Genomic DNA, 21,191 nt, shown 5'->3' with positions numbered 1-21,191 from the left:
GGCCGTTGCGGGTATAACCCAAGGGTACGGGGCATCCGTGAAGAGGGACTGATGAACAGCCGTAACAATCTGGACGAGTATCAGACCATCGTACGCGGGCTGTCCGACCGCATCGTCGAGGCGCAGACGCCGGTGCGCGTGCTGGACGCGGTGAAGTGGGACGACGCGACCCGCCAGGCGTTCTTCGCCGCCAAGGGCCGCGAGCTGCCCCAGATCGACCGCGCCTACTACGAAGGCCGTCCGCTGGCCTTCGACTCCAGTGCGAAGAAGCAGGAATTCCAGGACATCGAGCGCGACATCACTCGTCAGCTCGGCCAGTTCAACCCGGTCGGGCAGATCATGCGGCGCATGTGCAAGGAATACCGCATGGTCATCCGCATGCTCGAGGCGCGTGGTACGCCGGATTTCGGCATGATCTCCCAGGAGCTCTACGGCGCGGCGTCCGACGCTTTCCATGCCGGCGACCCAACCCTGGCCGACCTTGGCCTGATGCTCTCCGACTACCTGAACAACATTGCCGATCGCGGTGACCTGCGCGACGAGCCGAAGAATCTCACCGCGCCGCAGGCCGTCGAGCTGCTGCAAAAGCGCCTGGACGTGGTGTTTGGCGAAGGCGAGGGCGTGATCCGCGTCTTCGAGTCCGACGGCATCCTCGCCGATGCGGCCGCCGGTGCCGACTACATCAAGATCCGCAGCGACGCGCTGTTCAACGAGCGTGACGTGCGCGCGCTGGAGGTCCACGAAGGGCTGGTGCATGTCGGCACCACCCTCAACGGCCAGAACCAGCCGATCTGCACCTTCCTCGCCAAGGGGCCGCCGTCTTCCACGGTCACTCAGGAAGGCCTGGCGATCCTGATGGAGGTGATCGCCTTCGCCTCCTATCCGACACGTCTGCGCAAGCTGACCAACCGCACCCGCGCGATTCACATGGCCGAGGAGGGCGCCGACTTCCTGGAGGTGTTTGCCTTCTTCCGCGAGCAGGGCTATGGCGACGACGAGAGCTACAGCAACGCCAGCCGCGTGTTCCGTGGCTCGACGCCCGCTGGGCTGCCTTTCACCAAGGACCTGTCCTACCTGAAGGGCTTCATCATGATCTACAACTACATCCAGCTTGCCGTGCGCAAGGGCCAGCTCGAGCAGATCCCGCTGCTGTTCTGCGGCAAGACCACCCTGGAAGACATGCGCACCCTGCGCCAGCTGGTGGACGAGGGCATGGTGGTGCCGCCCAAGTACCTGCCACCGCAGTTCCAGGACCTCAACGCGCTGTCGGCCTGGATGTGCTTCTCCAACTTTCTCAATCACCTGAGCCTGGATCGCATCGAGGCGGACTACGCCAACATCCTCTGAGCCGACTCGACATGGGCCCGGAATCAATCATCACGCAAGGAAGCGTATCGACATGCAAAACCCCGTCTTTGCCCGCCGGTCCAGCCCACTGGACCGCACCCTTTCGGCTGGCGCCTACAACCTCGTCATCGGTCTGACCCTCTGCTGGGGCTTCTGGATCAACTGGTGGATGGTGGGAAACATCCCGGTCGAGTCCATTCGCAGCATCCATCCCTGGTTGTTCGTTGGTGGCTACTTTGCCAGCTGCCTGACCGGTGCCTGGCTGTTCCACAGCTCTGACAAGCCCTGGGTGAGCTTTCTCGGCTACAACCTGGTGGTGGTGCCGTTCGGGCTGATAATCAACCTGGTGGTCAGCCGCTACGACAGCGCGCTGGTGTACGAGGCGATCCGCATCACCGCGCTGGTCACCCTCGGCATGATGCTGCTCGGCACGCTGTTTCCGCGCTTTTTCGCCAGCATCGCCAGCGCACTGACGATCGCGTTGCTGCTGGTGATCGTCGTCGAGCTGGTCGAGGTGTTCATCCTCGGCATCCACCACGGCGTCATCGACTGGATCGTGGTGCTGATCTTCTGCGGCTATGTGGGCGTCGACTGGGGGCGGGCTAACCAGATTCCCAAGACGCTGGACAACGCCATCGACAGTGCGGCCGCGCTCTATATGGACATCATCAACCTGTTCCTGCGTATCCTGCGCATTCTCGGGCGCAAGTAGGCGAGGCCAGCCGAGGCCGCTGTCGCCGCGCTGCAATCACAGGATCAGGAGCTCGCCGTGGCCAGTCACGAACTCGAATACGAAATCCTCGGACAGTCCGCGCAGAGCGTGGAGATCATCCTCGATCCCGGCGAGACGGTGATCGCCGAGGCCGGCGCGATGAACTACATGACCGATGGCGTGCGCTTCGAAGCACGCATGGGCGATGGCTCGGCGAGCGGTGTGCTCGGCAAGCTGTGGGGCATGGGCAAGCGGATGATCACCGGCGAATCGCTGTTCCTCACCCATTTCACCAACCAGGGCAAGGGCCGCGCGCGGGTTGCCTTTGCTGCGCCCTATCCCGGTACCGTGGTGCCAGTGGACCTTGCCAGGCTTGGCGGCGAGCTGATCTGCCAGAAGGATGCCTTTCTTTGCGCGGCCTACGGCACGCGGATCGGCATCAGTTTCAGCAAGCGTATCGGCGCCGGCTTCTTCGGTGGCGAGGGCTTCATTCTGCAGCGCCTGCAGGGCGATGGCCTGGCCTTCATTCATGCCGGCGGCACGGTGATCCGCAAGGAGCTGAACAACGAAACCCTGCGCCTGGATACCGGCTGCCTGGTGGCCTTCACGCCGGGCATCGACTACGACATCCAGCTGGCCGGTGGGCTGCGCAGCATGCTGTTCGGCGGCGAAGGGCTGCTTTTGACGACGCTGAAGGGCACCGGCAGCGTCTGGATCCAGAGCCTGCCGTTCTCGCGGCTGGCCGAACGGGTCTACGAGGCGACCTACCAGGCTCGCGGCGAAACCCGTGCCGGCGGCAAATGAGCCGCCTGCGTCGCCGTCGAATTTGCCACAATGGCGCTCTTTGCCTCTGATGAGATCGTCCATGTCCGAACGCAATCCCATTCCGCTCATCCTCACCGCCATCGGCAGCGTCGTCGGCACGGTCGCCGTGCTGTCGTACTACGGCTATCTGCATATCGCCAAGCCAGAGGACGCATTGCTGCTCGCCGACTACACCATGCTCAAGACCGTTCCCGGTGAGGATTACCGCGTGTCGTTGCAGCCAGCATCGCAAGTGGCGCAGTGCATCGATGGCGTGCTGGTGCTGTTCGATACCGAGCAGAAGGGGCTTACCGGCGTCCTGGTGGACAACAAGAAGCGCGCGGTGCGCTGCATGGAAGAGCCGGTGCCAGGCGGGCTGCTGCGCTGAGCGGACGGCTCCGCCCGCGGTGCGGACATAAGAAAAACGCTCCCGACGCAGCGCTGCGTCGGGAGCGTTCGTTACGCGGGGCTGATCAGCGCATCGACGAGCGGGGCGCCACCGGCTTGTTGTCGTCGGAGATCGTCACCTCGACCCGGCGGTTCATGGCACGACCGGCCGAATCGCTGTTGCTGGCCACCGGATACTCCTTGCCGTAGCCCTGGGAGACGATGCGCTGCGGGTCCACACCCATCTTCACCAGCGCCATGCGAACCGCATCGGCACGGCGCTCGGACAGACGCTGGTTGTACTCGGCCGAACCGGTACTGTCGGTGTAGCCCTCGACGATCACCTTGCGCTCCGGGTTGTCGTTGAGGAAGTCGGCGAGCTTCTGCACGCTGCGCATGCCGCCAGGCTTGAGCTCGGCGCGGTCGTAGTCGAACAGCACGTCGCCAAAGGTCACCAGGGTGCCGCGTTCGGTCTGCTTGGCCTGCATGTCTTCCTGCAACTTGCGGATCTGCGCCTCGCGCGCTTCCAGGCGTGCCTCGGCGCGCTGTGCCGAGGTCTTGCCCAGTTCCTCTTCGGCGCTGCGCAGGGCAATGGTCTGTTCGGCCAGCTCGATGCGGCGCTTGGTCAGGTAGGCCAGTTGGTCCACGGTCTTCTCGTCGGCATCGTTCAGATAGGCCTTGTTGGCCTTGTCCAGCATGTTGCCGGCGTCCTGGGTCTCCAGCGCGGCCAGCTTGCTGGCGCGAGAGTCAGCCTGCAGTGCGGAGTAGCTGCTGCGAGCGTCTTCGAGGTTCTGATTGGGCTGGTTGGCGCAGGCCACCAGGCCAATGCTCAGAGCCAGAAGAGTCGGTAGGGTTACGAGCTTGTGCATGACGAATTCATCCTTTGTGCAATAAATGGAATGTCGAACCTGATGCGGGCTCAGCGAACGTTGCGCATGCCTTCTTCGCGCAGCTCACGGATTCCCTGCTGTGCGTCCTCGACGGCCTTCTGCGCCTTGGCCGCTTCGGCCTTGCGCTCGGCGACGCGGGCATCCCATTCGGCCTGTTCGGCCAGCTTGCGGGCTTGTTCGTAGTTTTCCTTTTGCATGGCCAGTTCGGCCTCTTTCCATTTTTCCTGCGCGGCACGCATCTCCACGGCTGCGTACTCGGGGCCGCCCGCGCTGACCGCGCTGCGCACAGCCGATTCGGTCACCGCAAACTGCTCGGTCGGTGGGTTGCCCGCACAGGCCGTCAGCAGCAGGCCGCCCAGTGCGATGGCTGCAAGCTTGGGTAGCTGGAATCTCGAAGCGTGGGTTGCGACAGCTTTGTTCATGGTCAGTCTCCAGTTCGAATTGCTTAACGGATAGCTACCGTCCCTGGCCGGGCAGTGGGCTGATTAGGGCACTACCGATGTCGGGACATATTCTTGTGAGGCCGGACGGCGCCAAACGTTCCGTCGAAATGGCGGGCTAGAGCGGTCGTCAGCGAAACGGAGGGGAAGCGAGGACGCAGCGAGGGCAGTGCCACGCGGAATTCCGCGCGGCATCACGATAAGGGTAGGGCGGGCACCGTCGGCGCTGCCCGTCCGCGGTCGATAGTGGCGGGCGATGACTCAGCTGGCGGCGTCTGGCTCGTCCAGCATGCGCTTGAGGTGCTTGCGCGACAGCTCGAGAAAGCGCGGGGTGGGTCCCACGTCTTCATAAACCGGATCGCCCTGTTCGTCGGTCGCGATCACGTGTGTGCCGCGCACGTAGGGCAGGCTGGTTTCGACTGCTTCGAGAGCGGCGCCGACCAGTTCGCCGAGCAGCGCCTCGGTGCTGCGTTTGGGGTACATCTCGGCCAGGGCGGCCAGCCGTGCCGCGCTTTCGACATCCAGCGGGATGCTGTAGGTGGTATGGCTCATGCGGCCCTTGGCGTCGCGTTCCCAATGGCTGACAAGCTCGGAAATTCTCATGGTTACTCCTTAATGCCCGCGCACACGAGCGGTGATGGCGGTGATGACTGTGGCTTGCGTGCCGCTGCCCACGCGCGTTAGCCATCGATGCCTTGTCATGGCGGTGCGCGGTGGGCACTCTGGTTGGAGATAATTTCAGCGTAGCCGTTCAGGATCGTTTGCCCAGCGAAGCGTCTGATGCATAGCGGCGAAACGGTCGTGCAAGCCTGGCGAGGCTCGCGAAACTCATGGGCTACTGGCGGGAGGAGCAAAGGTCATGGCGAAAATCATCGATGCGCGCCTGCGCGACAACGTACACCTGCTCGGCGAACTGCTGGGCAATACCATCCGCGCGCAGCATGGCGATCAGTTCTTCGACAAGATCGAGCGCATCCGCAAGGGCGCCAAGGCCGCCCGCCAGGGCTCGGCAGAGGGCGCACAGCTGCTGGCCGAAACGCTCGACAGTCTCGACGAGAGCGAACTGCTGCCCATGACCCGGGCGTTCAACCAGTTTCTCAATCTGGCCAATATCGCCGAGCAGTACCATCAGGTGCGCCGGCGCGCCGCAGGCGAGCCGGCGCCGTTCGAGATCGGGGCGTTCGCCGATCTCATCGAGCGTCTCAAGGCGGCCGGGCACGACAACGAGTTCATTGCGCGGCAGGTCAGCCGCCTGGAAATCGAACTGGTGCTCACCGCGCATCCCACCGAGGTATCGCGCCGCACGCTGATCCAGAAGTACGACGCCATCGCCCAGCAGCTGGCGGCACGGGATCACACCGATCTCTCCGACGCCGAGCGGGCGAGCATCGAGTTGAGCCTGCAGCGCCTGATCGCCGAGGTGTGGCACACCGAGGAGATACGTCGCAACCGGCCGACCCCGGTGGAAGAGGCCAAGTGGGGTTTCGCTGCCGTCGAGAATTCGCTGTGGAAGGCGGTGCCCAACGTGCTGCGCCAGACCGACGCGACCCTGCACCGCCTCACCGGCCTGCACCTGCCATTGGAGGCCGCGCCGATCCGCTTCGCCTCCTGGATGGGGGGCGACCGCGACGGCAACCCGAACGTCACCGCGATGGTGTCCCGCGAGGTGCTGCTGACCGCCCGTTGGGTGGCCGCCGATCTCTACCTGCGCGAGATAGAAGGGCTGATTACCGCGCTGTCCATGCGCGAGGCCAGTGACGAACTGCTGCGCCAGAGCGGCGACTCGGCCGAGCCCTATCGCGTCTTGCTCAAGCCGCTGCGCCAGCGCCTGCGGGCGACACGTGAGTGGGCCCGCGCGGCCATCGAGCACGGCCAGCCAGCGCCGGCGGAAGTCCTGCAGGATTGCGCCGAGCTGCGTCGCCCGCTGGAGCTGTGCTACCGCTCCCTGCACGCTTGCGGCATGGGGGTGATCGCCGATGGCGCTCTGCTCGACTGCCTGCGTCGCCTGGCCGTGTTCGGCCTGTTCCTGGTGCGGCTGGACATTCGCCAGGATGCGGCCCGTCATGCCGCCGCGCTGGCCGAGATCACCGATTACCTCGGGCTAGGCGACTATCAGCAGTGGGATGAGCAGAAGCGCCTGGACTGGCTGCAGCACGAGCTGGCCAATCGGCGCCCGCTGCTGCCGGCGCATTACCACCCATCCGCCGATACCGCCGAAGTGCTCGCCACCTGTGCGGTGATCGCCGAAGCGCCAGCGGCGTCGCTGGGTTCCTACGTCATCTCCATGGCTCACGCGGCCTCCGATGTGCTCGCCGTGCAACTGTTGCTCAAGGAGGCCGGCCTGCAGCGACCGATGCGCGTGGTGCCGCTGTTCGAGACCCTCGATGACCTGAACAACGCGGCACCGACCATCGACCGTCTGCTTTCCCTGCCGGGCTATCGCCAGCGCCTGCATGGCCCCCAGGAAGTGATGATTGGCTACTCCGATTCAGCGAAGGACGCCGGTACCACGGCGGCCGCCTGGGCCCAGTATCGGGCCCAGGAACAACTGGTGGAGGTCTGTCGCGAGCACGGCGTCGAACTGCTGCTGTTCCACGGCCGCGGCGGCACCGTCGGGCGCGGCGGCGGTCCGGCCCATGCAGCGATCCTGTCGCAGCCGCCGGGCTCGGTCGCCGGGCGCTTCCGCACCACCGAGCAGGGCGAGATGATCCGCTTCAAGTTCGGCCTGCCGGATATCGCCGAGCAGAACCTCAACCTGTACCTCGCGGCGGTGCTCGAAGCGACGCTGCTGCCGCCACCGCCCCCTGAACCCGGCTGGCGCGAGACGATGGATCGGCTTGCCGCCGAGGGTGTTGCGGCCTACCGCGGCGTGGTGCGCGAGCATCCGCTGTTCGTCGACTACTTCCGGCAGGCGACGCCGGAGCTGGAGTTGGGGCGCCTGCCGCTGGGCAGCCGGCCGGCCAAGCGCCGCGAAGGCGGCGTCGAGAGCCTGCGGGCGATCCCCTGGATCTTCGCCTGGACCCAGACTCGCCTGATGTTGCCGGCCTGGCTGGGCTGGGAGCAGGCGCTGCACGGGGCGCTGCAGCGCGGGGAGGGCGAGCGGCTGGCTGAGATGCGAGCGCGCTGGCCATTCTTCAGTACGCGCATCGACATGCTGGAGATGGTGCTGGCCAAGGCCGACGCCGACATCGCGCGGCGCTACGACGAGCGTCTGGTGCAGCCTGAGCTGCTTTCGCTGGGTAGCGATTTGCGTGACCGATTGTCGCAGGTCATCGAGGCGGTGTTGAGCCTGACCGGCCAGTCGGATCTGCTCGATCACAGCCCCAAGACCCAGGAGGCATTCAGTTTGCGCAATACCTACCTGGACCCGCTGCACCTGATGCAGACCGAGTTGCTGGCGCGTTCCAGGCAGCGGCAAGGCCCGGCGGAGAGCCCCCTCGAGCAGGCCCTGCTGGTCAGCGTGGCGGGCATCGCGGCCGGTCTGCGCAATACCGGCTGAGCGCAGCACGGGGCGCTGGCGGCGGCGTCATTGCACGCCGCCGTTGTGCGCAACTCGCGTCGAATCGCCGCATTTATGAGGGCCGATAGACCTTTTCGGGACGGCTTGTGCCGCCCCGGTGCGCTGTGTATCGTGTTCAACCTTTTGTCGCATGGCGGCAAACCAGAATTTTTGATTCGCCAGCGACGAGCCGGAACGGCCCGCTGGCAATCACCCCTTCCAAGAAACTCGAGGATTCATCCATGCGTGTGATTCTGCTGGGAGCGCCCGGTGCCGGCAAAGGTACCCAGGCAGGCTTCATTACCAAAAAATTCGGTATTCCGCAGATCTCCACGGGCGACATGCTGCGTGCGGCTGTCAAGGCTGGCACCGAACTCGGCCTCAAGGCCAAGAGCGTGATGGATGCAGGTGGACTGGTATCCGATGACCTGATCATCAACCTGGTCAAGGAGCGCATCGCTCAGCCGGATTGCGCCAACGGTTTCCTCTTCGACGGTTTCCCGCGCACCATTCCCCAGGCCGAGGCGCTGAAGGAAGCGGGCGTGCGCATCGACAACGTGATCGAGATCGCCGTCGATGACGAGGAAATCGTCGGCCGTATCGCCGGTCGTCGTGTACACCCGGCCTCGGGTCGCGTCTATCACACCGAGCACAACCCGCCGAAGGTTGCCGGCAAGGACGATGAGACCGGCGAAGAGCTGATCCAGCGCGAAGACGACAAGGAAGAGACCGTGCGTCATCGCCTGTCCGTCTACCATGCGCAGACCAAGCCGCTGGTGGACTTCTACCAGAGCCTGGCCGCCGCCGAAGGCACGCCGAAGTACAGCCGTATCGAAGGTGTCGGTTCCGTGGAAGAGATCACCGCCAAGGTCTTTGCTGCCCTGAGCTGATCATTTCGAGCGACACGCGTCGATGATGCCCGTATCCCCGGATACGGGCATTTTCGTTTCCGGCTGCGCGACGCAACCCGGTGCGTGAATACGTTAGAATCGGCGCCTTTTTCACCGACCGGAACGCCCTGATGACCACTCTGCTGGCCCTGGATACCGCCACCGAAGCCTGCTCAGTCGCGCTTTTGCATGACGGCAAGGTAGCGAGTCACTACGAGGTGATCCCGCGCCTGCACGCCCAGCGTCTGCTGCCGATGGTGCAGGCGTTGCTCGGCGAAGCCGGCGTCGCGTTGTCGGCTGTGGATGCCATCGCTTATGGCCGCGGGCCGGGCGCCTTCACTGGCGTACGCATTGCCATCGGGGTGGTGCAAGGGCTGGCGTTCGCCCTGCAGCGCCCGGTGTTGCCGGTGTCCACCCTGGCGACCATCGCGCAGCGGGCCTGGCGCGAGCAGGGCGCGACGCAGGTCGCTGCCGCCATCGACGCTCGCATGGACGAGGTCTACTGGGGCTGCTATCGCGAGCACGGCGGTGAGATGCAGCTGGTCGGTAGCGAGGCCGTGCTTCCGCCCGAGCAGGCCGTTCTGCCGCGCGCTGCCGGCGGCGACTGGTTCGGCGCCGGCACGGGCTGGGGCTATGCCGAGCGCATGCCGGTGGCGGTGCAGGGCTGCGACGCCGCCTTGTTGCCCCATGCCGAAGACCTGCTGCGCTTGGCCGCGTTTGCCTGGCAGCGCGGCGAGGCACTGGAGGCCGATCAGGCCCAGCCGGTTTACCTGCGCGACAACGTCGCGACGCCGAAAGGGATCAAATGACGCGAGCCGTTGCCAAAGCCATGGCCGCCCGTTAGAGTCGCCGGGCCTCTGATCGAGTCCAATGATGCGCGTCGATAGCTTCTTCCCTGTCCCCTATGCAACGGATCGTTCTGCCCGTACCGGCAGGGCGGCGGACAGCTATGGCGAAACCCAGCGCTTGGCGCAGGCTCAGCGCGGCGTCGATTCGCGCACCGGGCAAGACTATCAGCCCCAGGCCGATCGCCCGCAACAGCGGGTCAACTCCAGTGCGCTGGTGGAGCGCTACGCCGCCTTCCGCTATGACGAGCCGCAGCCCGAGCGGCCGCTTTCCAGTCGGGTTGCCCTGGCCCTGGCGAGCTATACCAGCACCGCCAGCATGCCCGTGGATCTCGACGGCACCGAGGTGCTCGGGCTCGACCTTTACGCCTGAGGCGCTTTCTTCTGCCGCAGTTTCCCTATTTTCTCGGTTGCCCCTCCTGGAACGAGAGCGCCTGGCTCGGCTCGCTCTACGCGCCGGGCACCCTGCCGTCCGCGTTCCTGGCCGAGTACTGCGCGGTGTTCAATACGGTCGAGGGCAATACCACGCTGTATGCCTGGCCATCGGACGACAAGGTCCAGCGCTGGGCCAGCCAGATGCCGGACGACTTTCGCTTCTGCGCCAAGTTTCCCAGAGAAATCAGCCAGGCTGAGAATTTGCCCGCGGCGCTGGATGCGGCGCAGGCGTTCCAGCGCCTGCTGCAGCCGCTTGGGCGGCGGGTGACGCCGTTCTGGCTGCAGCTGCCCGCCAGCGTGGGTCCGGCCAGGCTTGCAGAACTGGCCGCCTTCATCGAAGGCTTCGCGGCGCCGCTGGCCATCGAGGTGCGCCATCCGGCCTTCTTCGACAAGGGTGACGGCGAGCGGGCGCTCAATCGGCTGCTGCGTGATCGTGGCGTGGAGCGCATCTGTCTCGACAGTCGGGCGCTGTTCAGCTGCCGCTCAAGCGATCCGGCGCTGTTGCATGCGCAGAGCAAGAAGCCGCGTCTGCCGGTGCGGCCGGTGGCGTTCAGCGATTCGCCGCAGCTGCGGTTCGTGGGGCATCCGCAGCTGGAAGCCAACGATCCCTTTCTCGCACCCTGGCTGGACAAGGTGGCGGACTGGATCGAGGCGGGCAAAACGCCGCACGTCTATCTGCATACGCCGGACAACCACCGCGCACCGGAACTGGCCATGCGCTTCCACCAGCTGCTGAGCGAGCGGCTGCCCGGCATGCCAGCGCTTGCCGCCGTCCGCGAGGCGCCGCAGCTGTCGCTGTTGGATTGAGCGGGCCGCCTGACCAGTTTTGTAAAACACCGCGTTCAACTTCGCCGCTGCGTCGTTGCCCATAGGGTATGACCTTCGGCCGATTCTTCCTTGTTCTGCTGATGCTGCTGGCCGGCTTCGTGCTGGCGGTGCGGCAGGAACTGATCGATATCCCGCCGCGCTGGAATCCCTGGGCGCCGCTGGATATTCGCGAGCCGCCGAACCTGCTGACCTCGCTCAAGCTTCGCCGCCTGCAACAGGATCGCTCCCTCTGCGAACAGGCGCTGGCCACGGCACCGCTGCGTTACACCGCTGTGCCGGACAGCACGCCGGAACCTGGCTGCCCGGTGGAGAACAGTGTGCGGGTGCAGGGTTCGGACGTGCGTTTCAACGGGCCGTTTCTGGCGACCTGTCCACTGGCGGCCGCCTATGCGATGTTCGAGATGCATGGTCTGCAGCCGGCCGCGCAGGCTGTGTTCGGCCAGCCGGTGGTGCGTATCGATCATTTCGGTAGCTTCGCCTGCCGTAACATCGCCCGCAGCAACCGTCGCAGCCAGCACGCCAGTGCCAATGCGCTTGACCTGGCCGGCTTTCATCTGCAGGACGGCACGCGTATCACGGTGGCCAGGGACTGGCAGGGCGAGGGCGACAAGGCGCGTTTCCTGCGTCAGGTGCGCGATGCGGCCTGCAAGGCCTTCAACGTGACGCTGGGGCCGGAATACAACGCGGCCCATCACGATCACTTCCATGTGGATATGGGCGGTTTCGGCATGTGCCGTTAGGTGTGCCAGCCCGGACGTCCGCAGGCCTGCTCTGGCACAATGCGCCGCTTTGAATCGATCTCGGGTGCCCCATGTCCGCAAGCAATCCTCTGGTTCGGGTCGAGCCGCTCGCGCCGTCATTCGCCGCAGTCGCTGGCCAATGGGCGCAGCGCCTGGGTTTGCCGCAGGAGCTGGCCGAGGCCGAGTTCGCGCTGCAGGTGGGCGAGGCCGGTCTGCAGCTGCAGCTGCTCGAGGCACAGGCGCCGGGGCCGGTGCGGGTGGACTTCGTAGAGGGTGCGGCGGCGCATCGGCGTCAGTTCGGTGGGGGCAGCGGGCAGATGATCGCCAAGGCAGTGGGCATTCAGCCCGGTATCCGACCGCGGGTGCTGGACGCCACCGCCGGGCTCGGGCGTGATGCTTTCGTACTGGCGACGCTGGGCTGCGAGGTCAGTCTGATCGAGCGTCAACCGTTGATCGCGGCGCTGCTGGACGACGGCCTCAGCCGCGCGGCGGCGGACGCCGACGTGGCCGCCATCGCCGCGCGGATGAGGCTGCTCGAGGGCAACGCCATCGAACTGATGCAGCAGTGGCGGGACGAGCCGCCCCAGGTGATCTATCTCGACCCGATGTTCCCGCACCGCGACAAGAGCGCGCTGGTGAAGAAGGAGATGCGCCTTTTCCGTCCCTTTGTCGGCGACGATCTGGATGCGCCGGCGTTGCTCTCCGCTGCCCTGGAACTGGCCAGCCATCGGGTGGTGGTCAAGCGGCCACGCAAGGCGCCGGCCATCGACGGCAGCAAGCCCGGCTACAGTCTGGAAGGCAAGTCCAGTCGCTACGACATCTACCCGAAGAAGAAGCTGCAGGCCTGACCCCGGTGAGCAGATGACGCAGCGCCGGATTCAGCCGCGGTAGGCGCGCAGAAAGAGGCCCACCGCATCCGCCACATGCTGATCGCTTTCCGCCTGGCTCGGTGCCTCGGCATAGCCGATCAGCAGGCGGAAATGTTGCGCGCCCTTGATCAGCGAACAGTAGTGTTCGGCGGCGCGCAGCGGGTCGTCGATGCGCAGCAGGCCCAGGCTGTCGGCCTGGCCGAACAGCTGCTGCAAATCCAATAGCAGCTGCTGCGGACCGGCGTCGAAGAACATCTTCACCAGGCCTGCGTTCTGCGTCGCCATCGCCACCATCACCCGATGCAGGCCAATGGATTCTGGGCTGTTGACCAGCTCATGGAAGGCACGACCGATCTCCAGCAGCAGCTTCTCGATGTCGCAATCGGCCTCCACCTGAAACAGGCGCCTCGGCAGCCGCGTTTCGCAGGTGGCTTTCACCGCGGCGCAGAACAGCGCTTCCTTGTCCTTGAAATGACTGTACAGCGTGAGCTTGGAGACACCGGCTTCGCTGGCGATGGCCTCCATGCTGCTACCTTCGTAGCCGTTGCCGAGGAACAAAACCTGCGCCGCAGCGAGGATCGCCTCGCGCTTGGCAGGGTCCTTCGGGCGGCCGGGGCCGGGCGAGGGTGAATGATTCTCTATCATGGGCGTTTTAATACTGGACTGGCTGGTACGCTATTTTTACTATACCGCGCAGTATAAGTATTCCAATCCGCTTCGCGACAGAGAGACCTTCATCGTGTTCCGACATGTCCTGTCCTTCGCCTCCGTGCTTGGCTTAGCGCTCACTCTGACCGCCTGTGGTAACGGCGAGCCGCCGCAGCAACTGCCGCGGCCGGTCATGGTCGTGCATCCGCAACCGGCCAGCGAAGCGCGCGAGAGCTACCCCGGCGAAGTGCACGCGCGCTACGAGCCTGAACTGGCCTTCCGCATCGGGGGCAAGGTCGTCGAACGCCTGGTCGAAGCGGGTGACCGTGTGCGCAAGGACCAGCCTCTGGCACGCCTCGATCCACAGGACGTGCGCCTGCAGCTGGACGGCATGCGTGCCCAGGTGGCCGCAGCGGAAGCCAACCTGCGGGTGGCCAAGGCGGAGTACGACCGCTATCAGGCGCTGCTCGGTCGTCAGCTGGTCAGCCAGTCGCAGTTCGACAATGCCGACAATGCCTACCGCGCCGCGACGGCCCGACTGCAGCAGGCGCGGGCTGAGTTCGACGTGGCCAGCAACCAGGTCGATTATGCGGTGCTGCGGGCCACCCGCGATGGGCTGATCGCCCAGCGCCGCATCGAGGTCGGCCAGGTGGTGGCGGCCGGTCAGACGGCCTTCGTGCTGGCGGCCGATGGTGAGCGCGAGGTCGCCATCGACCTGCCGGAGCAGTCGCTGGAGCGCTACCGGGTCGGTCAGGAAGTGGAGGTCGAACTCTGGTCGCAGCCGGGCCGGCAATACCGCGGCCAGATTCGCGAGCTTTCGCCGGCGGCGGACGCGCAGTCGCGGACCTATTCCGCCCGCGTCGCCTTTACCGAACAGGAAGTGCCCGCCGAGCTGGGGCAGAGCGCGCTGGTGAGCATCCGCCGTGACGGCGACGTTGCGCTGGCGGTGCCGCTCTCCGCACTCAGCGCCGAACAGGGCAGGGCGTACGTCTGGCGGCTCAGACCCGACTCCACCGTGGAGCGTGTCGAGGTCCGTACCGGTGCGTTCGGCGAGCAGCTGGTGCCGGTGCTTGAAGGGCTCGCTGCCGATGACTGGATCGTGCTGGCCGGAGGGCAGATGCTCAGCGACAACCAGCCGGTGCGGCCGGTCGATCGCCACAACCGCCCCGTCGAGCTGGCTGCCCAGGAGTAACCGCGATGCGCTTCAATCTTTCCGCCTGGGCGCTGCAGAACCGACAGATCGTCGTCTACCTGATGCTGCTGCTGGCCCTCGTCGGCGCGCTGTCCTACAGCAAGCTCGGGCAGAGCGAGGACCCGCCGTTCACCTTCAAGGCCATGGTCATCCAGACTCAGTGGCCTGGCGCGACGGCCGAAGAGGTTTCACGCCAGGTCACCGAACGCATCGAGAAGAAGCTGATGGAGACCGGCGAGTACGAGCGCATTGTCTCCTTCTCACGGCCGGGCGAGTCCAACGTCACCTTCATGGCGCGCGACTCGATGCGCTCGAAGGACATCCCCGACCTCTGGTACCAGATCCGCAAGAAGATCGGCGACATTCGCCACACGCTGCCGCCGGGTGTACAGGGACCGTTCTTCAATGACGAGTTCGGCACTACCTTCGGCAACATCTACGCGCTGACTGGCGAAGGGTTCGACTACGCGATCCTCAAGGACTATGCCGATCGCATTCAGCTGCAACTGCAGCGGGTGAAGAACGTCGGCAAGGTCGAGCTGATCGGTCTGCAGGACGAGAAGATCTGGATCGAGCTTTCCAACGTCAAGCTCGCCACCCTCGGCGTTCCGCTGGAAGCCGTGCGTCAGGCGCTGGAGGCCCAGAACGCGGTCAGCGCCGCCGGTTTCGTCGAGACCATCAGCGACCGGGTGCAGTTGCGCGTGACCGGTAGTTTCGAGACGGTCAAGGAGATTCGCGACTTCCCCATTCGCGTCGCCGGTCGCACGTTCCGCATCGGTGATGTGGCCGAGGTGCATCGTGGTTTCAACGACCCGCCTGCGCCGCGGATGCGCTTCATGGGCGAGCCGGCCATCGGCCTGGCGGTGTCGATGAAGAGTGGCGGCGACATCCTGATACTGGGCGAGGCGTTGCAGCAGGAATTCGCCCGGCTGCAGCAGGAACTGCCGGCCGGCATGCAGCTGCGCAAGGTCTCGGACCAGCCCGCGGCGGTGAAGACCAGCGTCGGCGAGTTCGTCAAGGTGCTGATCGAGGCGCTGGTGATCGTACTGCTGGTGAGCTTCTTCTCGCTCGGGGTGCGCACCGGTCTGGTGGTGGCGCTGTCGATTCCGCTGGTGCTGGCCATGACCTTCGCCGCCATGAACTACCTCGACATCGGCCTGCACAAGATTTCCCTCGGCGCGCTGGTGCTGGCGCTGGGGTTGATGGTGGACGACGCGATCATCGCGGTGGAGATGATGGCCATCAAGATGGAGCAGGGCTATGACCGGCTCCGCGCCGCCAGCTTCGCCTGGACCAGCACTGCGTTCCCGATGCTGACCGGCACGCTGATCACCGCCGCCGGTTTCCTGCCCATCGCCACCGCCAACTCCAGTACTGGCGAGTACACCCGTTCGATCTTCCAGGTCGTGGCGATCTCGCTGATCGCCTCCTGGATCGCTGCGGTGATGTTCGTGCCGCTGATCGGGGAGAAGCTGCTGCCGGACATGGCCAAGGCGCACAAGCAGAGCGGCGGCGACGGCCACGATCCGTACGCCACGCCGTTTTATCAGCGCGTGCGGCGCGTGGTGACGTTCTGCGTGCGCCGCCGCAAGACCGTCATCCTGCTCACCCTGGTGATCTTTGCCGCCGCCGTGGTGCTGTTCCGTCTGGTGCCGCAACAGTTCTTCCCCGCGTCCGGCCGTCTGGAGCTGATGGTGGACCTCAAGCTGGCCGAAGGCGCCTCGCTGAAGGCGACCGAAGCGGAGGTGGCGCGGCTGGAGCAGATGCTCAAGGAGCGGGCCGGCATCGACAACTACGTGGCCTATGTCGGCACCGGCTCGCCGCGTTTCTATCTGCCGCTGGATCAGCAGCTGCCCGCGACCAGCTTCGCCCAGTTCGTTGTGCTGGCCGACAGCATCGAGTCCCGCGAGGCATTGCGCAGCTGGCTGATCGAGCGCATGCGCGAGGACTTCCCGAGCCTGCGCGGCCGCGTGACGCGGCTGGAGAACGGCCCGCCGGTGGGTTACCCGGTGCAGTTCCGTGTCACCGGCGAGCACATTGATGTGGTGCGCGGGCTGGCGCGGCAGGTCGCCGCCAAGGTGGGCGAGAACCCGCACGTGGCCAACGTCCATCTGGACTGGCAGGAGCCAAGCAAGATGGTGCGCCTGAACGTCGATCAGGATCGCGCCCGTGCGCTGGGCGTGAGCACCGCGGAGCTGTCCGGCTTCCTGCGGCGAACCTTCATCGGCAACAGTGTCAGCCAGTTCCGTGAAGACAACGAGCTGATCGAGATCCTCTTGCGCGGCACTGAGCGTGAACGGCTCGAGCTGTCCATGCTGCCGAGTCTGGCGATTCCCACCGAGAGCGGCCGCAGCGTACCGCTGTCGCAGGTGGCGACGCTGGAGTACGGCTTCGAGGAAGGTGTGATCTGGCACCGCAACCGCCTGCCAACGGTCACCGTACGCGCCGATGTCTACGGCGACGAGCAGCCGGCGGCACTGGTGCGGCAGATCGAGCCGACCCTGGCGGACGTCCGTGCGCAGTTGCCTGGCGGGTATCTGTTGGAGGTCGGCGGCACGGTGGAGGATTCCGAGCGCGGCCAGCGTTCGGTGAACGCCGGCCTGCCGCTGTTCGTCATCGTCGTGATGACCCTGCTGATGGCCCAGCTCAAGAGCTTCTCGCGCTCGGCCATGGTCTTTCTCACCGCGCCGCTGGGCATCATCGGTGTTGCATTGTTCCTGCTGCTGTTCGGCCAGCCGTTCGGCTTCGTGGCGATGCTCGGTACCATCGCGCTGTCGGGAATGATCATGCGCAACTCGGTGATCCTGGTGGATCAGATCGAGCAGGACATCGGTGCCGGGCAGGCGCGCTTCAGCGCCATCGTCGAGGCCACCGTGCGCCGCTTCCGGCCCATCGTGCTCACCGCGCTGGCGTCGGTACTGGCGATGATCCCGTTATCGCGCAGCATCTTCTTCGGGCCGATGGCGGTGGCGATCATGGGCGGGCTGATCGTCGCCACCGCGCTGACGCTGCTCTTCCTGCCGGCGCTGTACGCGGCCTGGTTCCGAGTTCGCGAAGGCGAGGCCAGCGCCCACTGACGGCGCCTATCGGGCGCGCCCGACAGGCGCGCTCATCAGATGCCTGCTGCGTTCAGCAGGCATTCGGCGGCGGCCTTGGCGTTCAGGGCCTGCTCGCCGGGCCCCTCGATGTGCGCCATGCTCAACGCCCCTTCGAGCAGGTATTGCAGCTGCCGCGCCAGCTGCAGCGGCTGCGGTGCGTTCAGACGTTCCAGCAGCTCGCGCAGATAGTCGAGCAACTCCGCCTTGTAGGCCGACGAGCGACGATGGATCGGATGATCCCGATCGTGATACTCCGCCGCAGCGTTGATGAACAGGCAGCCGCAGAACGCATCGTTGCCGTGAATCATCCCGTGCAGCCCATCGAAAATGCCCAGTAGCGCTTCGCGCGGCGGCAGCCTGGCGGCCCGTTCCCGCAGGCGCGTCAGCATCAGTTCGTGACGGGCGTCCAGCACGGCGAGAATCAGCTCGTCCTTGGACTTGAAGTGCTTGTACAGGGTCATCTTGGCCACGCCGGACTCGGCCAGGATGCGGTCGATGCCGGTGGCGTGATAACCCTCGCGATAGAACAGATTCTCTGCGGTGTTGAGCAGCTGGTCGCGCTTGTTCGATGCCATGGATACCTCCTGCGGTTCGACCATTATGCGGGAGCGCTCGTCGCTCGCTCCAGCTGTCGTTCCTTCGTGGTGCTTGCAGTATACAGACAGGTCTGTCTATTATCCAGTCACACCCATCGCAGAGGGCAACACCATGAAGCTCCATGACCTGACGCTGTCCGGCAATTGCCACAAGGTTCGCCTGTTACTGAGCCTGATCGGCCAGCCGGTCGAGCGGGTGCCGGTGAACCTGCTGGCCGGCGAGCACAAGCAGCCGCCGTTTCGCGAGATCAGCCCGCGCGGGCAGATTCCGGTGCTCGAAGACGGCGAATTTCGACTGGGCGATTCCCAGGCGATCCTGGTCTATCTGGCCCAGCGTTATGCCCCTGAGTGGTACCCGCAGGACGCCGAGACCCAGGGCCGCATCGCCAGCTGGCTGAGCTTCGCTGCCAACGAGGTGCAGCACGGTCCGGCTACCCTGCGTCTGGGCAAGCTGTTCGGCCGGCCCATCGACGAGTCGCTGGCCCAGGCGCGTGCCGCCAGCGCCTTGCGCTTGCTCGAACGGCATCTCGCGCAGCACGCCTGGCTGGCGCAGACGAGCGCGCCGACCATCGCCGATATCGCCGTCTACCCGAACGTTGCGCTCGGAGGCGATGGCGGGCTCGATCTGCAGGCATATCCGGCGCTGCAGGCGTGGTTCGCGCGCATTCGCGCGTTGCCCGGCTATGCCGGCATGCCGGGGTTATAGCCGCCATGAACGCACATAAGGTGTGGACGCTCGGTGGGCGCATCCGGCGGCTCGGCGCATTGCTGTTGCTTGCGCTGCTGGCGGCAGTGACGTCGGCCAACGCCGTAGCGGAAGGGTTGCGCTTCAGTCTGGTGAGGACGGCGCAGAGCGAGAGTGGCGACTTCCTGCTGCGCCGCGGCGGTTGGCAGCATCAGCCACAGACCCAGCACATCGCCATCCTGATCGAACATCGAGGTACCCGTCTGCTGTTCGGCACCGGGTTGGGGCGGCAGATCGACGAGCAGCTGGACGCCGAACTGCCGTGGCGAACCAAGCGCTACGGCGAGGTACAGCCGGTACGCGACCAGCTGGAGCGGGATGGGCTGGCGATCGACCGCATCGTGCTGGGCTGCGTGCGCTGGGAGCATGCCTCCGGATTGGTCGACTTTCCGGGCGTGCCGGTGCTCGCCAGTCCGGACAGTCTCGACTACCTGCAGACGGCGACGCCACCAGCGGTACTGCGGAGCCAGTTCCGCCATCCGATCGACTGGCAGCCCCTGCAGTTCGATCCACGGCCTTATTTCGGGCACGCGCAGAGCCTGGACCTGTTCGGCGACGGACAGCTGGTGCTGGTACCGCTGGCCGGACACGGCGCGGTTGGCCTGTACCTGACCCTTGCCGATGGTCGTCGCTTTTTCTTCCGCGGCGACCGCCCCGAGCAGGACGTCGGCGGTGCGCAAGGCATTGCGACGTTGCGCGATGCCGACACCCAGGCATCGCTCGGCTACTACCCGCACTGGGTGCAGTGAGATGGAGGGCTGAAAAAATCAGCACGGCCAGGGGAAATATGGGCGATGCTTGAAGCAGGGCAATGGGCGATCACTCGATTCACGAAGTGTCGATCGCCCGGCCCGTGCCCAATGGCCGAGTAGGTTCGCCGCCGTGAAGACAGATAGCTGCGCGCCCCTGGCAAGGGTCGTCGATCTGCTGCTGGACGCGATCTGCGTCGTCGATGCGCAAGGCAACTTCGTTTACGCCAGCGCCGCGTGTGAACGCATCTTCGGCTATACGCCGCAGGAGATGCTCGGCAAGCGGATGATCGAGATGGTCTATCCCGAAGACCGTGAACGGACCATGGCCGCGGCCCGCTCGGTCATGGCCGATCAGCCGCTGCTGCACTTCGAGAACCGATACGTGCGCAAGGACGGCGGCGTAGTGCACATCATGTGGTCGGCCTGCTGGTCGACCGATAACAAACTGCGCATCGGCGTGGCGCGCGACATCACCCAGCGCAAGCAATCCGAAGCGATGCAGGCGGCGCTCTATTCCATTTCCGAAGCGGCGCATGGCGCGAAAGATCTGGCCGCGCTGTATCAGCAGATTCATCAGACCATTGCGCAGCTGCTGCCGGTGGACGATTTCATCGTCGCCATCCGCAATACTGCCAGCGGCGAACTCGCCTATCCCTACCAGGCGCTGGCGCTCGACGCGACTGCTCTGCCGGCGGAGCCTGCGGCGTCTCTGTGCTTTTCCGTTCTGCATGGCGCACAAGCGTTGCGCTTCAACGCCGACTCAATGCGTGCGCTGGCGCTCCCGCTCGGTGACGGGGATCTCCACGCCTGGTGGTTGGGTGTGCCGCTCAACTCTAGCGAGGGCGTGATCGGCGTCCTGTTGCTCAAGAGCACCGCGGCGCCCTACACCGAGAAGGATCAGGAGCTGTTGCAGTTCGTTTCCACCCAGGTGGTCACGGCAATCGAGCGCAAGCAGCTCTATGCGCGTCTGGAGCGCATGGCGCAGTACGACGAGCTCACCGGTCTGCCGAACCGCGCGTGCTTCCGCGATCGACTGAGCACGGCGCTGGCACGGGTGCGGCGCAACGGCGGGCGCATCGCCTTGCTCTACCTGGACCTGGACCAATTCAAGCAGGTCAACGACACCTACGGGCATGGCGGCGGTGATCAGCTGCTGCAGACCGTCGCCGAACGCCTCGGCGGTTGCGTGCGGGACACCGATACGGTGGCGCGGCTGGGCGGTGACGAGTTCGTGGTATTGCTGGAAAGCATCATCGACGCGGAGGACGCCCAGCGGGTGGTGGCCAAGATCCGCGACGCCTTCGAGGCGCCGTTGCCGATTGCCGGACACAGCCTGGAGATCGGCATGAGCATTGGTATCGCCCTCTACCCGGAGGACGGCGAAGTGGAGGCGCAGCTGCTCAAGCAGGCCGATGAGCGCATGTACCTGATGAAGAGCGGCCGCGGGCAGCTACCGGTGGATTGCGCCTGAGTC

General features: G+C 65.5%; 21 protein-coding genes. 16 read left to right on the top strand and 5 right to left on the bottom strand.

Features of this window, described 5'->3' with window-relative positions:
• Window positions 1-51 precede the first annotated feature (51 nt).
• The 4 genes from VF716_RS02140 to VF716_RS02125 all read left to right on the top strand — a co-directional run bounded on the left by VF716_RS02140 (window position 52) and on the right by VF716_RS02125 (window position 3,251).
• Window positions 52-1,347: a flavohemoglobin expression-modulating QEGLA motif protein gene (locus tag VF716_RS02140; protein WP_011913860.1), complete on the top strand. Its 1,296-nt coding sequence runs from the start codon at window positions 52-54 to the stop codon at window positions 1,345-1,347.
• A gap of 52 nt (window positions 1,348-1,399) precedes the next feature.
• Entirely contained in the window at window positions 1,400-2,059 is a 660-nt protein-coding gene (locus VF716_RS02135; protein WP_084900457.1) for a Bax inhibitor-1 family protein, read from the top strand.
• 57 nt (window positions 2,060-2,116) lie between these two features.
• Window positions 2,117-2,863 carry a TIGR00266 family protein gene (locus VF716_RS02130; protein ID WP_013983357.1) on the top strand — a complete coding sequence of 249 codons (747 nt, stop codon included), beginning with the start codon at window positions 2,117-2,119 and terminating at the stop codon, window positions 2,861-2,863.
• 61 nt (window positions 2,864-2,924) lie between these two features.
• The gene (locus tag VF716_RS02125; protein ID WP_013983356.1) at window positions 2,925-3,251 is read left to right on the top strand and encodes a hypothetical protein; all 327 of its coding nucleotides are present in this window, start codon (window positions 2,925-2,927) and stop codon (window positions 3,249-3,251) included.
• Between the two features lie 85 nt (window positions 3,252-3,336).
• Here VF716_RS02125 and VF716_RS02120 read toward each other — a convergent pair whose 3' ends face one another.
• From VF716_RS02120 to VF716_RS02110, 3 genes are all read right to left on the bottom strand, one after another.
• The gene (locus VF716_RS02120) at window positions 3,337-4,119 is read right to left on the bottom strand and encodes an OmpA family protein (protein ID WP_011913855.1); all 783 of its coding nucleotides are present in this window, start codon (window positions 4,117-4,119) and stop codon (window positions 3,337-3,339) included.
• Between the two features lie 50 nt (window positions 4,120-4,169).
• Window positions 4,170-4,562: a DUF4398 domain-containing protein gene (locus tag VF716_RS02115; RefSeq protein WP_011913854.1), complete on the bottom strand. Its 393-nt coding sequence runs from the start codon at window positions 4,560-4,562 to the stop codon at window positions 4,170-4,172.
• 279 nt (window positions 4,563-4,841) lie between these two features.
• Window positions 4,842-5,183 carry a hypothetical protein gene (locus tag VF716_RS02110; protein ID WP_011913853.1) on the bottom strand — a complete coding sequence of 114 codons (342 nt, stop codon included), beginning with the start codon at window positions 5,181-5,183 and terminating at the stop codon, window positions 4,842-4,844.
• Between the two features lie 256 nt (window positions 5,184-5,439).
• Between VF716_RS02110 and ppc the strand changes: the two genes are divergently transcribed.
• The 7 genes from ppc to VF716_RS02075 all read left to right on the top strand — a co-directional run bounded on the left by ppc (window position 5,440) and on the right by VF716_RS02075 (window position 12,665).
• Window positions 5,440-8,079: a phosphoenolpyruvate carboxylase gene (ppc, locus tag VF716_RS02105; protein ID WP_125881997.1), complete on the top strand. Its 2,640-nt coding sequence runs from the start codon at window positions 5,440-5,442 to the stop codon at window positions 8,077-8,079.
• Between the two features lie 242 nt (window positions 8,080-8,321).
• Complete coding sequence (adk, locus tag VF716_RS02100) at window positions 8,322-8,969, top strand: adenylate kinase (protein WP_011913851.1); 648 nt, start codon at window positions 8,322-8,324, stop codon at window positions 8,967-8,969.
• Between the two features lie 131 nt (window positions 8,970-9,100).
• Window positions 9,101-9,778: a tRNA (adenosine(37)-N6)-threonylcarbamoyltransferase complex dimerization subunit type 1 TsaB gene (tsaB, locus tag VF716_RS02095; protein WP_017246085.1), complete on the top strand. Its 678-nt coding sequence runs from the start codon at window positions 9,101-9,103 to the stop codon at window positions 9,776-9,778.
• 64 nt (window positions 9,779-9,842) lie between these two features.
• The gene (locus VF716_RS02090) at window positions 9,843-10,187 is read left to right on the top strand and encodes a hypothetical protein (protein WP_017246084.1); all 345 of its coding nucleotides are present in this window, start codon (window positions 9,843-9,845) and stop codon (window positions 10,185-10,187) included.
• A gap of 11 nt (window positions 10,188-10,198) precedes the next feature.
• The gene (locus VF716_RS02085; protein ID WP_440551882.1) at window positions 10,199-11,056 is read left to right on the top strand and encodes a DUF72 domain-containing protein; all 858 of its coding nucleotides are present in this window, start codon (window positions 10,199-10,201) and stop codon (window positions 11,054-11,056) included.
• A gap of 68 nt (window positions 11,057-11,124) precedes the next feature.
• The gene (locus tag VF716_RS02080; RefSeq protein ID WP_013983352.1) at window positions 11,125-11,817 is read left to right on the top strand and encodes an extensin-like domain-containing protein; all 693 of its coding nucleotides are present in this window, start codon (window positions 11,125-11,127) and stop codon (window positions 11,815-11,817) included.
• 71 nt (window positions 11,818-11,888) lie between these two features.
• The gene (locus VF716_RS02075; protein ID WP_045158700.1) at window positions 11,889-12,665 is read left to right on the top strand and encodes a class I SAM-dependent methyltransferase; all 777 of its coding nucleotides are present in this window, start codon (window positions 11,889-11,891) and stop codon (window positions 12,663-12,665) included.
• A 30-nt stretch (window positions 12,666-12,695) separates the two neighbouring features.
• Here VF716_RS02075 and VF716_RS02070 read toward each other — a convergent pair whose 3' ends face one another.
• Complete coding sequence (locus VF716_RS02070; RefSeq protein WP_011913845.1) at window positions 12,696-13,331, bottom strand: TetR/AcrR family transcriptional regulator; 636 nt, start codon at window positions 13,329-13,331, stop codon at window positions 12,696-12,698.
• Window positions 13,332-13,425: 94 nt separating this feature from the next.
• Between VF716_RS02070 and VF716_RS02065 the strand changes: the two genes are divergently transcribed.
• Together VF716_RS02065 and VF716_RS02060 are read left to right on the top strand one after the other, a co-directional pair.
• Window positions 13,426-14,526, top strand: a complete 1,101-nt coding sequence (locus VF716_RS02065) for an efflux RND transporter periplasmic adaptor subunit (RefSeq protein ID WP_043942336.1) — start codon at window positions 13,426-13,428, stop codon at window positions 14,524-14,526.
• Window positions 14,527-14,531: 5 nt separating this feature from the next.
• On the top strand, window positions 14,532-17,603 hold the full coding sequence (locus VF716_RS02060; RefSeq protein ID WP_013983348.1) for an efflux RND transporter permease subunit: 3,072 nt from the start codon (window positions 14,532-14,534) through the stop codon (window positions 17,601-17,603).
• 35 nt (window positions 17,604-17,638) lie between these two features.
• Here VF716_RS02060 and VF716_RS02055 read toward each other — a convergent pair whose 3' ends face one another.
• Window positions 17,639-18,199 carry a TetR/AcrR family transcriptional regulator gene (locus VF716_RS02055; protein WP_049325593.1) on the bottom strand — a complete coding sequence of 187 codons (561 nt, stop codon included), beginning with the start codon at window positions 18,197-18,199 and terminating at the stop codon, window positions 17,639-17,641.
• Between the two features lie 133 nt (window positions 18,200-18,332).
• On the opposite strand from VF716_RS02055, the gene VF716_RS02050 reads away from it, so the two are divergent.
• The 3 genes from VF716_RS02050 (at window position 18,333) to VF716_RS02040 (ending at window position 21,188) form a co-directional block, all read left to right on the top strand.
• Window positions 18,333-18,926: a glutathione S-transferase family protein gene (locus VF716_RS02050; protein ID WP_095460464.1), complete on the top strand. Its 594-nt coding sequence runs from the start codon at window positions 18,333-18,335 to the stop codon at window positions 18,924-18,926.
• Window positions 18,927-18,931: 5 nt separating this feature from the next.
• Window positions 18,932-19,714 (top strand): Zn-dependent hydrolase, encoded by a 783-nt coding sequence (locus tag VF716_RS02045; protein ID WP_176475221.1) that lies wholly within the window; start codon window positions 18,932-18,934, stop codon window positions 19,712-19,714.
• A gap of 133 nt (window positions 19,715-19,847) precedes the next feature.
• Complete coding sequence (locus VF716_RS02040) at window positions 19,848-21,188, top strand: sensor domain-containing protein (protein ID WP_020307103.1); 1,341 nt, start codon at window positions 19,848-19,850, stop codon at window positions 21,186-21,188.
• The last annotated feature ends 3 nt before the right edge of the window (window positions 21,189-21,191 follow it).

Source organism: Stutzerimonas sp. Brlt_14 (genome assembly GCF_051948915.1).
GTDB classification, from domain to species: domain Bacteria; phylum Pseudomonadota; class Gammaproteobacteria; order Pseudomonadales; family Pseudomonadaceae; genus Stutzerimonas; species Stutzerimonas stutzeri.
Note: the sequence above shows the minus strand (reverse complement) of the source record. Positions and strands in the feature narration are given on the sequence as shown.